The sequence below is a fragment of the Mesorhizobium sp. M7A.F.Ca.US.006.01.1.1 genome (assembly GCF_003997935.1).
In the GTDB taxonomy this organism is placed as follows: domain Bacteria; phylum Pseudomonadota; class Alphaproteobacteria; order Rhizobiales; family Rhizobiaceae; genus Mesorhizobium.
The window spans coordinates 1-14,653 of sequence record NZ_RZQL01000064.1 but is presented as its reverse complement, the minus strand read 5'-3'; the positions used below and the strand labels follow the sequence as shown (position 1 = coordinate 14,653).

At 62.0% G+C, this 14,653-nt stretch carries 14 protein-coding genes and 1 tRNA gene; 8 read left to right on the top strand and 7 right to left on the bottom strand.

Features of this window, described 5'->3' with window-relative positions:
• The first annotated feature begins 44 nt into the window (after nt 1-44).
• The 5 genes from plsX to EN943_RS13555 all read left to right on the top strand — a co-directional run bounded on the left by plsX (nt 45) and on the right by EN943_RS13555 (nt 3,669).
• Entirely contained in the window at nt 45-1,115 is a 1,071-nt protein-coding gene (gene plsX, locus EN943_RS13580) for a phosphate acyltransferase PlsX (protein ID WP_127412984.1), read from the top strand.
• A 9-nt stretch (nt 1,116-1,124) separates the two neighbouring features.
• Nucleotides 1,125-2,096, top strand: a complete 972-nt coding sequence (locus EN943_RS13575) for a beta-ketoacyl-ACP synthase III (RefSeq protein WP_127412983.1) — start codon at nt 1,125-1,127, stop codon at nt 2,094-2,096.
• 103 nt (nt 2,097-2,199) lie between these two features.
• The gene (locus tag EN943_RS13570) at nt 2,200-2,523 is read left to right on the top strand and encodes an integration host factor subunit alpha (protein ID WP_013532231.1); all 324 of its coding nucleotides are present in this window, start codon (nt 2,200-2,202) and stop codon (nt 2,521-2,523) included.
• Between the two features lie 125 nt (nt 2,524-2,648).
• Nucleotides 2,649-3,188, top strand: a complete 540-nt coding sequence (locus tag EN943_RS13565) for a MerR family transcriptional regulator (protein ID WP_127412982.1) — start codon at nt 2,649-2,651, stop codon at nt 3,186-3,188.
• Nucleotides 3,189-3,366: 178 nt separating this feature from the next.
• A complete protein-coding gene (locus tag EN943_RS13555; protein ID WP_023810245.1) occupies nt 3,367-3,669 on the top strand; it encodes a hypothetical protein in 303 nt (100 codons plus the stop codon).
• A 667-nt stretch (nt 3,670-4,336) separates the two neighbouring features.
• Here EN943_RS13555 and EN943_RS13545 read toward each other — a convergent pair.
• Nucleotides 4,337-4,951 carry a hypothetical protein gene (locus EN943_RS13545; protein ID WP_127272079.1) on the bottom strand — a complete coding sequence of 205 codons (615 nt, stop codon included), beginning with the start codon at nt 4,949-4,951 and terminating at the stop codon, nt 4,337-4,339.
• Between EN943_RS13545 and EN943_RS38325 the strand changes: the two genes are divergently transcribed.
• Nucleotides 4,932-5,519 carry a helix-turn-helix transcriptional regulator gene (locus EN943_RS38325; RefSeq protein ID WP_245475845.1) on the top strand — a complete coding sequence of 196 codons (588 nt, stop codon included), beginning with the start codon at nt 4,932-4,934 and terminating at the stop codon, nt 5,517-5,519. The genes EN943_RS13545 and EN943_RS38325 overlap by 20 nt on opposite strands.
• Nucleotides 5,520-5,702: 183 nt before the next feature.
• Nucleotides 5,703-6,164, top strand: coding sequence for a YbaK/EbsC family protein (locus EN943_RS13535; RefSeq protein WP_127412979.1), 462 nt, complete (start codon nt 5,703-5,705; stop codon nt 6,162-6,164).
• A gap of 113 nt (nt 6,165-6,277) precedes the next feature.
• Here EN943_RS13535 and EN943_RS13530 read toward each other — a convergent pair.
• The 6 genes from EN943_RS13530 to EN943_RS13505 form a co-directional block, all read right to left on the bottom strand.
• Nucleotides 6,278-6,354, bottom strand: a tRNA-Pro gene (locus EN943_RS13530).
• A 356-nt stretch (nt 6,355-6,710) separates the two neighbouring features.
• Entirely contained in the window at nt 6,711-7,460 is a 750-nt protein-coding gene (locus tag EN943_RS13525; protein ID WP_245475843.1) for an outer membrane beta-barrel protein, read from the bottom strand.
• Between the two features lie 324 nt (nt 7,461-7,784).
• Nucleotides 7,785-9,041, bottom strand: coding sequence for an O-antigen ligase family protein (locus EN943_RS13520; RefSeq protein ID WP_127412977.1), 1,257 nt, complete (start codon nt 9,039-9,041; stop codon nt 7,785-7,787).
• Nucleotides 9,038-10,573, bottom strand: a complete 1,536-nt coding sequence (locus EN943_RS13515; protein ID WP_127412976.1) for an undecaprenyl-phosphate glucose phosphotransferase — start codon at nt 10,571-10,573, stop codon at nt 9,038-9,040. The genes EN943_RS13520 and EN943_RS13515 overlap by 4 nt, the downstream gene beginning before the upstream one ends.
• Before the next feature lie 94 nt (nt 10,574-10,667).
• The gene (locus EN943_RS13510) at nt 10,668-11,798 is read right to left on the bottom strand and encodes a glycosyltransferase family 4 protein (protein WP_127412975.1); all 1,131 of its coding nucleotides are present in this window, start codon (nt 11,796-11,798) and stop codon (nt 10,668-10,670) included.
• A gap of 10 nt (nt 11,799-11,808) precedes the next feature.
• A complete protein-coding gene (locus tag EN943_RS13505) occupies nt 11,809-12,372 on the bottom strand; it encodes a polysaccharide biosynthesis/export family protein (protein WP_013532220.1) in 564 nt (187 codons plus the stop codon).
• A gap of 260 nt (nt 12,373-12,632) precedes the next feature.
• On the opposite strand from EN943_RS13505, the gene EN943_RS13500 reads away from it, so the two are divergent.
• Nucleotides 12,633-14,653: Wzz/FepE/Etk N-terminal domain-containing protein (locus EN943_RS13500; protein WP_245475842.1), on the top strand; the 2,021-nt coding region annotated here is incomplete at its 3' end.

Here is a 14,653-nt window from a genome sequence, read left to right as displayed (position 1 = left end):
GGTCGCTAAAGCGACCTGCCGCCTAACCGTGAGATAAATACCGCGTGATCAGGATTTCCATCGATGCCATGGGCGGCGATCACGGACCAGCCGTGGTCATTCCAGCGCTCATGACGGTCGCGACCCGTCGTCCCGACATCCGCTTCGTCATCTTCGGGCGTGAGGAGGTCGTGCGCCCGGAACTCGCCAAGTTTCCGAAGCTCGCCGAGGTCAGCGAGTTCTTCCATTGCGAAATAGCCGTCAGGATGGACGACAAGCCGAGCCAGGCGCTGCGCCACGGCCGCTGGAAGTCGTCGATGTGGAAGGCCGTCGAAGCGGTCAAGGCCGGCACGGCGGACGCCTGCATTTCGGCCGGCAACACCGGCGCGCTGATGGCGATGTCGAAATTCTGCCTGCGCACCATGGCCACCATCGAGCGCCCGGCGATCGCAGCCCTTTGGCCGACATTGCGCGGCGAGAGCGTGGTGCTGGACGTCGGCGCCACCATCGGCGCCGATGCGCACCAGTTGATCGATTTTGCCATTCTCGGCACCGGCATGGCGCGCTCGGTCTTCGGCATCACCCGGCCCAGCGTCGGTCTGCTCAATGTCGGGGTTGAGGAGATCAAGGGCCAGGAAGAGGTCAAGGAGGCCGGGCGCATGCTGCGCGAAGCCAATATGGCCTCGATGAACTATCATGGTTTTGTCGAGGGCGACGACATTGGCAAGGGTACGGTCGATGTGGTTGTTACCGAAGGCTTTGCCGGCAATATCGCGCTGAAGACGGCCGAAGGTACGGTAAGGCAGGTCGGCGGCTATCTGCGCGCGGCAATGAGCCGGACGTTGATGGCCAGGATCGGCTATCTCTTTGCCAAGGGCGCCTTTGATCGCTTGCGCGAGAAGCTGGATCCCGGCCGCTCCAATGGCGGCGTCTTCCTGGGGCTGAACGGCATCGTGGTGAAAAGTCATGGCGGCGCCGATTCCGACGGTTTCGCCGCGGCGATCGAGCTTGGCTACGACATGGTGCGCAACAATTTGCTTGACCGTATCGAGGCCGACCTCGATCTGTTCCATGCGCGCAATCCGCATGCCCAGGCAAACAGGAAATCCGACGTCGTTAGCGACGCAAAGGAATAGGAAAGAGCTTTGATCAGATCAGTCGTGCGCGGCACGGGCGCCGCGCTGCCCCGCCGAATCATGAAGAATGCCGATTTCGAAGGCATGGTCGAAACCTCCGACGAGTGGATCGCCCAGCGCACCGGTATTCGCCAGCGCCATATCGCTGCGGATGACGAGACGACGGCGTCGCTGGGGGAAGCGGCGGCACGTGCCGCACTTGTCAATGCGGGCCTCACGCCCGCCGACATCGATCTGATCGTGCTGGCGACTTCGACACCCAACAACACATTTCCGGCCACTGCCGTGGAGATCCAGAATCGGCTCGGCATGCATCACGGCTTTGCCTTCGACATGCAGGCGGTCTGCTCAGGCTTCGTCTATGCCGTGACCACCGCCGATCTCTATATCCGCGGCGGCCTGGCCAAGCGTGTCCTGGTGATCGGTTCGGAAACATTCTCGCGCATCCTCGACTGGAGCGACCGCTCGACCTGTGTGCTGTTCGGCGACGGCGCCGGTGCCATGATTCTGGAAGCAGGCGAGGGCGTGGGCATGATCGCCGACCATGGCGTCCTGGCGGCCAGCCTGCGCTCCGACGGCACGCACAAGGACAAGCTTTTCGTCGATGGCGGGCCGTCGACCACGGGTACGGTCGGCCACCTCCGGATGGAGGGCCGTGAAGTCTTCAAGCATGCGGTCGGCATGATCACCGACGTCATCGAGGCGACGTTCGCGCAAGCCGGCATCACTGCCGATGATCTCGACTGGTTCGTGCCCCACCAGGCCAATAAACGAATTATTGACGCTTCCGCCAAGAAGCTCGGGATAGCTGAGCAAAAGGTGGTGGTTACGGTCGATTTGCACGGTAACACCTCGGCTGCTTCCGTGCCGTTGGCGCTGTCGGTGGCCGTTGCCGACGGCCGCATCAAGAAGGGCGATCTCGTCCTCCTGGAAGCGATGGGTGGCGGCTTCACCTGGGGCGCCGTCCTGGTTCGCTGGTAAGTGCCGAACGGTCCGGTTTCGGTCCTTGACCTTGACGGATCAATTACTTAGGCTCTGCCGTTGTTGTGCCGAATTTTATGTTTTGAGCTGATGGGACGGTCGCATGGGGGGAAAGACACTTACGCGCGCCGACCTTGCCGAGGCAGTTTACCGGAAGGTCGGTCTGTCGCGCACTGAATCGGCCGAGCTCGTCGAAGCGGTGCTGGATGAAATCTGCGAAGCCATCGTGCGCGGCGAAACGGTGAAGCTGTCGTCCTTCGCGACATTCCACGTCCGCTCCAAGAACGAACGCATCGGCCGCAATCCCAAGACCGGCGAGGAAGTGCCGATCCTGCCGCGTCGGGTGATGACCTTCAAGTCGTCGAACGTGCTGAAGAGCCGTATCTTGCGCTCCCATCAGAGCGGCAAGGCCAAAAGCGGCAAGTAGTCCTACTGCGCGGTTGAAAACCGCCGCCACCATGACGCCGGGCTTGAATATTGCTTCATAAACCGCTGAAATAAGCCCCGATTCGGCAGGTAGGCCGGATCATCGTCCAGCGTGAGGATTCGCCCATGGACAAGAGCCCAGACGCCTTTCGTACCATCAGCGAGGTCGCCGAAGATCTCGATCTGCCGCAGCATGTGCTGCGCTTCTGGGAAACGCGTTTCAACCAGATCAAGCCGATGAAGCGCGGCGGCGGCCGTCGTTACTACCGGCCGCAGGATGTCGAGCTGATCAAGGGCATCCGCCACATGCTCTACGACCAAGGCTACACCATCAAGGGCGTGCAGAAGCTGTTGCGCGAGAACGGCAACCATTTCCTGGTTGCCATCGGCAATGGCGACATGGCCGCCGTCGAGGCGATCTCGCAGCGAAGGCAGGCTGACCAGGTGCCGCTGACGCCGGCGGCTCAGCCGCGCGGAATGGACGACGAACTGGTTGGCCAGCCCCGCGTCAAACCCAGCCGCCGCTTTTTCGGCCTGGGCAAGAGCGACGAGGAGGGTCCGGTGCAGCCGGATGCATCGAAACTCTCACGCGACAATCGGGCCTTGCTGCAGGAGGCGCTGTTCGACCTCCTGGAATGCAAGCGCCTGCTTGACCAGGTGCGCTAGAGCAATTCCAGGAAAAGTGTGAAGCGGTTTTCCCGGGAAAAGCGCATAGCGCTTTCCCTCGGGAATTGCGTAAAAACAAAGAGATAAAGCAGCCTGACGCGACATCGATAGTTCGGAAACCGGAACCCGTCTTCCGGTGAGGCGTTACGTTTCCTTCTGGAAGTGAAGGAAACACATCATGGCATCATTTTCGACCCTCTCCGACATTGATCTCGACAGGCAGGTCGCGGTTCTCAGCAAGGAACTGGCCAGCTTGAAGAGGGCTGTGGCGAAGCGAGGCGGCGCCTACTATGAGGACGGTCGCGATGCTGCGCTCGACACCTATTCCGACCTTGCCGGCCGCCTGCGCGATGCCATGCCGGCAATCCGCAAACAGGGCAGGGTGATCGAGAGGTCGGCCCGCGACCATCCGGCGGCTGCCGCCGCAGTGGGCCTTGTGGTGCTCGGTCTTGTCGCCAGTCTGCTGTTCAGCCGGCGCTGAATTCTAAAATCCCAGGGATAAGAGCAAGAAGAAGTGACGGCTCGCCTCAGGGCGATCCGTCATTTTCATTGCGGTCGGCTATGTCTGTTGTCGCTCCGGCATCTGGCGAGGAGCGCGTCGGCATAGAGGCGCCCCGCACCTCTGTGCGGCCGGCGCAGGAATGCGGATTGGTCGAGCCGCCATCGATCCAGTCCGCGATCGAGCCTCGAGGGGCGGAGGAGCCGGCCTTGGACAAGAAGCCAAGGCCGGTCTTCTCGGTGGCAGTCTGCGGTACTTAGGCCTTGTTTCCGATCACATGGTGGTGGTGGCGGTGATGGTGGTGGTGGCGGACATGGTGGCGATGATGGTGGTGGTGGTGACGATGATGCTTGGCCATCGGGGCGGCATCCGCACTCGTCGCACCGATGACGGGCACCGTGAAAGCCAATGCAACTGCAAGCCCGAGGGCCGAGAGGAGGGACTTCTTCATGGATCGTTTCCTTTTGTTTCGCGGGCGCATATGGATCGGGGCGATAGCCCGGCCGCCGCGAATGGAATTACGCGCCTGAATTTTTTCGTCAGTATTTCCCGATTGTAGAATTTTGTTTCTGGACTGTTTCTGCCCCAATCCAGCCTCCCGCCACCATGCACGGCAAGATCGAGAGGCGGCCATTGGCCGCCTGTTCGACTACATCGGCGGCACGACGCCGTTGGTTCCGACCACGACGCGGCTGGCGCTCAGCGCGCCGTCACTGCCCCGCTCTGCGGTGACAAAGACCGTCGCACCCGGCTTGAGGTCGGTCGGCGTCGCCGGCGCGAAGGTCACGACGGGCGTGGTGTCGGGGATCGAGATCTTCTTGGTCTGGCCATTGTCATAGGTCAGCGTGACGGATCGCCCGCTTATGTCGGTAACGTCGGCAACGGTGCCGTTGGTCATCCGGCTGTTTGGCTGCAGGTCCCAGGGACGGTCACCCTCGCCAGTGCCTTTCAGCGCCGCCGGAAAGACCACCACCTCCAGGGCGCCGCTGCCGCCATCGGCTTTCGAAACGGAGGCAATGCCGAGGAAATCGCCCTGCTTGATGTCCTTTGCCGAGGCGTTGGCGACGCCCGAGATCTTCCAGCCAGCCTTAAGCTTGATCGCGTCGGTATCGCCCTGGCGGGTTTTCACGGTGAGCAGCGTGGGCTCGAAACTGACCACCGTGCCGCGCACACGCAGCGCGTCTGCGGCTTGGGCGGCGCCCGCGCCGGCGACGGAAAGGCTGGAAATCGTGCCGAGCACGACCATGACTGTCTTCAAGTTCATTGCAAAAAATCCTTCCGGGAACGAGCCGGCTGGAACCGGATGGTTTCACGCCAGCGACCCGGAGATAACGAATGGGAGCGGCGAAACTGCCGGCAAAAGGCTGGTCGGACCTTCAAAACAACTTGATCGCGACGTGTGCGCGAGAGGCCGCGCTAGGCACCCGGTTCACGATCCCGTGACGGCCCTTTTGGCTCTTGGCAAATCGCCGGCGAGAGGGCATCTTCCCGACCGTCTCAGGCAACACTCCTCATTTGATCAAACTCTTTCAGTCATGGAGTTGCCAATGCCCCATAATGCGAAAAGCGAACCCCACTCCGAACCGGCAACCAACGGGAGCGGGCCAGATTACAACACCCTCAGAGCGATGCGGGAGACCCGCGGTTACAGCGTGGAAGAGCTCTCCCTGACATGCGGCCTGGCGGTGGACGAGATTGAGGATATCGAAAACGGCAGAGTGACCGATCCGTCGAAGCTGCGTCGTATTGTGTCCGCGCTTCACCTTCCCCAGGAGGCACTGATCACCCCGACTACGCCGACGCCGGCGGCGCAAGGTCGATCGCTGGCGTAGATCCGCACCAGGCGTTCCAGAGAACCCGCCAAGGCCCCTCTTGGCGGGTTTCTTTGTACCTGCCGCGGCGTCTGCTTCAGCCCGGGGCTTGCCGATTTGTATGCCGCACGTGCTTATACGCGCGGCGGCCTCGGCTGCTGGACAGCAATGTGCCTTCAAGTTTTTGAACCATGGGTTTTCGACATGAGCCTGGAATCCGTTCGTGCCTTCTTCGCCACCCACGCGCCTGACATCGACGTCATCGTCACGGAAGCGAGCTCGGCAACGGTGACCCTGGCGGCCGAGGCGCATGGCGTGTTGCCGGCCCAGATCGCCAAGACGATCTGCCTGCGCGTCGGCGACCGCACCATGCTGGTGGTGACCAGCGGCATCGCCAAGCTGGACAACCGCAAGTTCAAGGACCACTTCGGCGGCAAGCCGCGCATGCTCGACGCCGCCGAGGTTGTCGAAGCGACGAGCCACCCGGTCGGCGGCGTCTGCCCGTTCGGTCTGCCGGCGCCGCTGCCGGTCTATTGCGACGTATCGCTGCGCGAGTTTGAAGAGGTGGTGCCAGCTGCAGGCGCCACCAATGCGGCGGTGCGGGTTGCGCCGCAGCGCATAGTCGATCTCACCGGCGCTGAATGGGTTGATGTGTGCCAGGGATAGCCCAAGCCGGAGTTCAAGCGGCAGAGCACATGGTTGCCCCGATCCGAGATTTGGCCGGGCTGACCGGAGCATCTGGAGAGGCGGACTTCGGGGGCAAGTCCTGCTTTCAAATTTGGTCGGAGTGGCCGGATTCGAACCGACGACCCCTTGACCCCCAGTCAAGTGCGCTACCGGGCTGCGCTACACTCCGGACCGCGGAAAGCCCTATATTCTCAAGGGTTCAGAAGCAAGAGGCGAATTCGCTGAAATTGGTGAAATGGGAACAGACGGTGTCCCGGTGTGCCTTTGGTGACCGAAAGTCACACCGACAAATCATGCCGCAAGTGCTGCTTAGGTTCCGGTCACCGAGGCCGGACACACTACGTGCTTTGTCTTGCTCTAGAAGGGCATAGCCTGCACCCCTCTAGGGCTGCAATTGCCCAAAGAAGTCCAAGACTTCGTTCAATCGCTAGAATGTTCGAAGGAAAATGTAGGCTACGAGGAAAAGGGGAGCGCTGACGAGCTCCCCTGACGCTAGATCTGATCCGCGAAAATGATGTCGATGGACTACTGACCCATTCCAAACTTGTACGTTAGCCGGGCCATCACGGCATCGACCTTTGCCTCTGTGCGATACGTCTCAGGATTAGCACCGAGACTTCCGTCATCGAACACGTTGTTGCCCGTGCTCGTCTTATGGCCGAGGTCGATGTGGGTGTAGTCCACGCCAAGCGAGAGGTTGTTCGTAAGGGCATAGTCGATGCCGGCGCCGAGCGCATAGCCGTTCTGCCATTCGTTCTTTTCGTAGGTCACGAGGGCGTCGTTGTCTCGGGCGCGGAAATCCACCTTGCCGCCTGCATAACCAGCCTTGGCGTAGATCAGTACGCGATCGAAGGCGTAGCCGACGCGGCCGACGACCGTGGCATAATTCGAGATTTTGGCGGTCTCGGTGTCGCTGTCGGGGAAGTATGGGCTGGTGATGGTCTTGCGGATGCCCGTTGCCGTCCAGGTCGCCTCGCCGCCCAGAACCCATTGGCCCCACTGCCATTGTGCGCCCGCGTGGATACCGCCGGCGATGCCGGTCTTATTGAAGTCAAAGCCCTCCGTTCCAGCTGGAACGGCGTCGGTGAAAAACCCACCGAGGGGCTCGGTCATGTCCGTCGCAGTGATGTCGCCATTGGCGGCACCGATATGGCCGCCGACATAGAAACCACTCCAGTCATAGGCCGACCCTGCAACCGGGGCCAACATGTCTGCTGCTGACGCGGTGCTTGCCGACAGGGCGGAAACCGCGAGAATTGCTAAGAATCTATTCACGTATTTCTCCAAGCCCAAGTAATTCCCTCGGGCACAACAATAGCCGGGAACGCAACGAAAGTATGTGATGTTTTTGCCACAACCGCATATTTTGCCATGGACCAACCGTCCGTCGAGCACTGGATCTACACTGGCCTGACGCTTCAAAACGCAAATGAAGCCGAGTAAACGGTATGTAGAGCGCCTAGTCAGGAAATCCATCAGAAACTTCGTATTCGGGTAGCAATTCCATTTCGGGAAGCTCTCGAAGCTGTTTTCGTCGTGATGTAGGGCGGGCCGGATCTCCACCGAAGGCCAGCGTGAGCCCTTTCACTCCCGCGACTTTTATGCGGGTGCGGATGAGCGCTGCAAGGCAGGCCGCAACAGGCGCTGATGGCGGTATTCCAGCGCGATGGCGCCCCAGATCAGGCCGAGCAGCAGGTAGACGTGGCGCCAGTGGTCGATGTCGATGAAGGTGCCGAGCCCGATATTGCCGATGAAGGCGACATAGGCGCACAACAGATAGGGCTGCCACGGCCGGTCGCGCAGCAGGATGCGGAAGCCGGCGGCTATCGTCCATAGAACGAGCGCGAGGAACGACACGAAGCCGAGCCAGCCATAATCCATCAGCATCTTCAGCCAGATATCGTGCGTGTCCTCGCCGAAGATCGTGCCGAAGACCAGCGGGCCGATGCCGAACGGATGCTCCATCGCCATCTGGAAGCCGATGCCGTAGCGGGCGAAGCGGCCGAGGCGGGCGGTGTCGTAGCTCTGTTCGAGATGGGCACGGTTGGAGAACATCTCCGACACGCCGGGCAGCTGCAGGATGACGATCATGGCGACGACCAGCAATGCCAGCGCGGCCATCGTCATCACCACTACGCGCAGCCGGAACTTGCCGCTGGCGCTCTGCAGGAACAGGCAGCCGGTGAGCAGGACTGCCGAAACGGCGAACATGCCCCAGGCGCCGCGTGAGAATGAGAAGAAGATGCCGGCGGTGATGATCAGCAGCGGCACCGCCAGCAGCGGCATGCGTGTCACCGGTCCGGTCAAAAGCAGATAGAGCAGATAGATGCCGGGCAGCACCAGGAATGGGCCGAACACGTTCGGGTCCTGGAAGGCGCCGGCGGCACGGTCGTATTTGGTGAACATCTCCGCGCCCGGAAAGGCATGGAAATAGCCCGCAATGCCAAGCAGCGAGGTGGCTATGGCCGAAACCACATAGGCAATGAAGATCAATCGGTAGAGGTTCGGCTGTACGGCGGTGATCGATGCGAAGAACACCGCGCTGAAGGCGAGAAACAGTGAGACGGCGAGATAGAGCGGCGTGTTGGCGAGGTCCGCCATCTGCGTCATGGAGATCATTCCGCCGATGTTCATCGTCACCAGCAGCACCAGCAATGGCGTTGCCGCGCGGGAAATCCGCAAGCCGAAAAGCGCCCAGATGGCGATCAGCCCGGCCATGTAGAGCTCATAGGGCGCCGGCTCGCTGATGACGAAGCCGGACAGCAGAATGCCGAGGAAGACCGCACCTGAGGAAATCAGCGCGACCAGCTTGGCGTTGACCGCCGCGCGCGGCAGATCATGGCTGATCGCACTCAATAGGCGTTTTCCGTATTGAGCAGCCGGAGCGGCGTCAGGAACAGGATCCGCAAATCGAACAGCAGCGACCAGTTCTCGATATAGTAGAGATCATACTCCGTGCGCATGCGGATCTTCTCGTTGGTGTCCATCTCGCCGCGCCAGCCATTGATCTGCGCCCAGCCGGTGACGCCGGGCTTGACCTTGTGGCGGGCGAAATAGCCGTCGACGACCTCGTTGTAGAGCAGGTTATGCGACTGCGCGGCGATGGCGTGCGGACGCGGGCCGACCAGCGACAGCGAACCGAGCAGCGAGTTGAAGAACTGCGGCAGCTCGTCGATCGAGGTCTTGCGGATGAAGCGGCCGACGCGGGTGACGCGCGGATCGTTCTTGGTCACAGTCTGCTTGGCGGTCGGGTCGGCCTTGTCCGTATACATCGAACGGAACTTGTAGACCTCGATGATCTCGTTGTTGAAACCGTGCCGCTTCTGATGGAACAGCACCGGCCCCTTGCTGTCGAGCTTGATGGCAATGGCGGTTGCCAGCATCACCGGCGAGAACACGACGATGCCGATCAGGCTGAAGACGATGTCGAAGGCGCGCTTGGCGACCGAATCCCAGTCGTTGATCGGCTTGTCGAAGATGTCGAGCATCGGCACCGCGCCGATGTAGGAATAGGCGCGCGGGCGAAATTGCAGCGCGTTGGAATGCGCCGAAAGCCGGATGTCGACCGGCAGCACCCATAGCTTCTTCAGCAGCTGCAGAACGCGCGATTCGGCGGTCAGCGGCAGCGATACGATCAGCATGTCGATGCGGGCGATGCGGGCGAATTCGATCAGTTCTGAAATGGTGCCGAGCTTGGGGTAGCCGGCGACGATGGGCGGTGAGCGCTTGTCGCCGCGATCGTCGAAGATGCCGCAGATGCGGATATCGTTGTAGGGCTGCTTTTCGACCGAGCGGATCAGGATTTCCGCCGCCTTGCCGCCGCCGACGATGACGGCGCGCCGCTCCATGCGGCCATCGCGCGCCCAGGCCCGGATCAGCTTCGACATCACTAGCCTGAGGCCGAAGATGAGAACGAAGCCGGTGACGAACCAGCTGCCGAACAAAAGGCGCGAATAATCCTGCGACATCTTCATGACGAATGCCGTCAGCGCCATCAGGGCGAAAGTGCCGGCCCAGACGAGCAGCACGCGGCCGAAATTGGCGATGGGCCGCATCAGGGCGACGATCTGGTAGCAGTCGGTGACGTCGAGCAGCACCACGGCAAGGAACGAGCCCGCTGCGATCGTCACCGGATACTGCCAGGCGAGATAGTTGAAGAACCCGACATAGTGGAAATAGACGGTGAGCCCGGACAGGAACAGCAAGCCGAATTCGACCATGCGCAGGACACCGCTGACCATGATCGGCGACATTGTATCGCGCCGGTACTGCGAGGCGACCTGGCGCGCGACATCGTTCATGCCGCTTGGCGTGTCGCCATCGGCCGGGCCGTCGAATTTACGCACCGCCTCTGCTGAAAAGCGGCGCGCGGGGTCGATCTCGTTCATGAGGGCTTTCCGCAAGCTTCCCCACGGTCATAGCAAAAGAGAGCTAAGAAACCCTTGAAACAACGCATGGCTTTGGAATGGCTTGGTCTTGGGCCTACCTGTCGAGCGCGGCGAAATAGGCCTTCTCGATGTCGGCGGCCATCACATCGGCGCCGAAGCGTGCCTTGAGGCTGGCGCCATCGGGCATCAGGTCGCGATAGGCGGCCGGGTCGGCCAGCGCCTGGCTCATCCTGTCGGCGAGCTCGCTCGGGTCAGGTCGGATCAGGGCAGGGGAACCGGTGTCGAATATCTCCGGAATGCCGCCGACCGCGGTTGCGATCATTGGCTTTCCCGCGGCAAGCGTTTCCAGGACGATATAGGGCATGGCTTCGGCGCGCGAGGGAACGATGATAAGCGCGGCAAGGGCAAAGGCCTCCCTGGCCGGCATCGGCGGCAGGAAGCGGACATGGCGCTCGAGCCCGAGGCGTTTCACTTGCCCGTCGTAACGCGGAAGGTCGTCGCCGTCGCCGACCATCACGGCGGTCAGCGCGCGGCCGAACCGTGGGCCGGCGAGCGCCAATGCGTCGATGAAGATGTCCGGCCCCTTCAGGTCGCGCATCATGCCGATATAAAGCAGATCGGCTGCGTCCGGCGCGGTGACCACCGGCTCGAATTCTGTGGCGCGCAGGCCGTTATAGACGAGGGTGTTGGGAATGGGCGGCTCGCCGACCTTGTGGCGATAGGTCCGCCGCTCATAGTCCGAGACAAACAGCAGATAGTCGGTGAAGCGAGCCATGAAGCGCTCGAGCGCGAAGAACAGCTTTCCGGTGGTCGTGTTCTCGTCATAGTGGAGGGAGCCGCCATGCGGCGAATAAAGGCGGGCTACGCGAGACCTTGATACCCGCAACAATGAGCCGAACAGACGGGCATAGGCGCCACCCTTGGCGCCGTGCCCGTGCAGTACGTCCGGCCGCAATTCCTTGATGATCCTGTAAGTGCGCCAGGCCGAGGCAAGATCGCCGGGACCGACATGACGCTGCATCGGCGTGCGATGGATGCCGAGCGCCAGCATGTCCTTCATCTGCTCGAACAGATGTTCCTCGAACGCGCCGCCCGTCGTCGAATCGCAGACGATACCGACGGAATGCCCGGCGGCGACCTGCGCCTCGGTCAGATCGCGCACATGCCGGAAAATTCCTCCGACGGGTGAGCGAAAGCAATGGACGATCCTGAGCCTGTCCGCCACGTGGTATCTGTCAGAACAGACGTTCGCGGACGTAGACCGTATCGCCCGGCAGCAGCGGGTCGGAGGTGACCACGCGGCCGGTCATCACCTTGCCGTTGATGTCGCGGGTGATGTCGACGCTTTCCTGGTTGGCGCGCGGCGTGAAGCCGCCGGCAATGGCGATCGCCTTCTGCACCGTCAGGCCGGGAACATAGGAGTATTGGCCGGCGGCACCCACTTCGCCCATGACGAAGATCGGCCGGTAGCGGTCGATCTCAACCGAAACGTCGGGATCGCGCAGATAGCCTTGCCGCAATTTGTCGGCGATCTCCTTTTCCATCTGCTGCGCGGTGTGGCCGCGCGCCGGTATGGCGCCGACAAGCGGGAAGGAGAGATAGCCGGATTGATCGACGCTGTAGGTGTTGGTCAGCCCGTCCTGTTCGAACACGGTGACGCGGACGCGGTCGCCTGCGCCAAGACGGTAGGGCTGATCGAGCACCTCATGGAAGGCGGCCGGTGTCGGCCGGTAACTGGAACAGCCAGCCAGCATCGATACGGCAAGCAGCGCGCGAAACAGGGAAGCAGTGCTTTTCATGACCGGACAAGTACCTTCGACTGGGCCGCTGCGGCGGCGCAGCAAACATTAGGGATCGAGGCCCGTTATCATCCTGTTAGGGTTAATGGCCGGTAAAGGGAGCGGCCGACATGTGGCGCATCGGCAAGAGTTTTTGTGATTTTTGGCGGTTTTGTTTGTCACCCGCCAGTAAACCCTAACGGAAACTTACCGCGATCTTAACGGCTGAGTTACCATAGTTGTTTACGGTGTGTGCTGACCCAGTATCGGAGTAGGGATGCATGTCCGTTCAGTCCGCGGCCGCAGATGTCGATGTCGATCTCAGGCAGCTCTTCGCCAGCCTGGCGAGGAATTGGCTGCGTATAGTCCTCGTCGTCCTGTTGGCGACCGGGCTGGCCTTTGCTTTCGCCTCGCTGGCAACCCGGCACTACAAGGCCGAGACGCAGGTGGAGATCGCGCCGCGCGAATCCATCTACACGCGGCCGGCCAGCAACAACAACGACACCGACAAGCCTATTCTCGACGAGCAGGGCGTCGCCACCCAGGTCCAGATCATTTCCTCCAACGAAATCCTCAAGCAGGTCTCGCAAAAGCTTGGTTTGGAAAAACTGCCCGAGTTCAATGAAGCGCTCGACATGTCGGCGTTGAGCCGCGCTCTGGTCCTGGTCGGCCTGAAAAGCGACCCGATGGAAATTCCGACGGAAGAGCGCGTGCTCAAGAAAATGCACGAGAAGCTCAACGTCTACGGCGTCGAGAAGACCCGCATCATTGCCATCGAGTTCTCATCGGAAGATCCCAAGCTCGCGGCCGCCATACCAGACGCCATCGCCGCCGCCTATATAGCGGGGCAAGGGGCGGCCAAGCTCGAATCGAACAGCGCCGCCGCCGACTTCCTGGCGCCCGAGATCGCCGACCTGCAGCGGCAGGTCAAGGATGCCGAGGCGAAGGTCGCCGCCTACCGCGCCCAGTCCGATCTTCTGATGGGTGGCAACAATTCGGTGCTGGCCACCCAGCAGCTTTCGGAACTGTCGAGCGAACTGTCGAAAGTGCGCGCCAACCGCGCCGCGGCCGAAGCGACCGCCGACGGTGTGCGCAGGGCGCTGCAGAACGGCGGTTCGCTGGATGCCGTGCCGGAGGTTCTGTCATCGGACCTGATCCAGCGCTTGCGTGAGCGACAGGTCGAATTGCGCTCCAACATCGCCGATCTGTCGACGACACTGCTTGGCAATCATCCGCGCATTCGCGCGCTGAAATCGCAACTGTCCGATCTCGACGCACAGATCCGCAGCGAGGCCCAGAAGATCATGAAAGGCCTGTTGATGCAGGCCGAGACGGCAAAGGCCCGCGAGAACCAGCTTGTCGCCGACGTCAACACATTGAAAGCCGCTTCGGCGCAGGCCGGCGAACAGCAGGTCGATCTCGACGCACTGCAGCGCGACGCGACCGCCAAGCGACAGCAACTCGAACTGTACCTGACCAACTACCGCGAAGCCGCTTCGCGCCAGGACCGCAACTATCTGCCGGTCGACGCCCGGATCGCCTCGAAGGCTTCGGTTCCCTCCGAGGCCTATTTTCCGAAGGTCGGGCCGATCGTCGGCGCGGCTTTCGCCGCATCGCTGCTGATCATGGCCATCGTGACGCTTCTGCGGGAGCTGTTTTCAGGCCGCGCGATGCGGCCGGCGAGCGGTTCCCGTTTCGAACGGATCGATGAGGTGGCGATGCCCCATGTGGCGCAGACGCCGGTCTCCGAGCCATTTGTCCGCCACGAGCCTGCCATCCCGCAGGCCCCCGTCGTTCGCCAGGAGCTGCCTGAACCTGAGGATGAAGCCGATGCGGAGCCCTATGCCGCCGCGATGCCGGCCATGGCCGAGGCGCCGCCCGCTACGGCGGCGACTGAGCAGACGGCTGTCGAGCCCGAACCGGCGCGTTCCACCCTGGGCGAGATCGATATCGAGAAGGCTGCCGAAAAGCTGATCTCCAGCGGTGCGGCGCGCGCCATATTCGTCTCGCCGGAAGGCGACGAGGCGGCTGCATCCGCGATCCTGGTGGCGCGCGAGGTCGCCGACGCCGGCCTGCGCGTGCTGTTGCTGGACCTCACCGCGTCGGGCGCCGCCTCGCGGCCGATGCTGGACAGCGGCCTTTTCCCGGGCATCACCAACCTGCTCGCTTCGGAAGCGCAGTTCAGTGACGTCATCCATGCCGATCTGTACTCGGACTGTCACGTCATTCCGGTCGGCGGCACGCATGGCACGAACCGGATCGGCGGTGCCGACCGGAATGACGTGACAGGCCGAGGACAGAT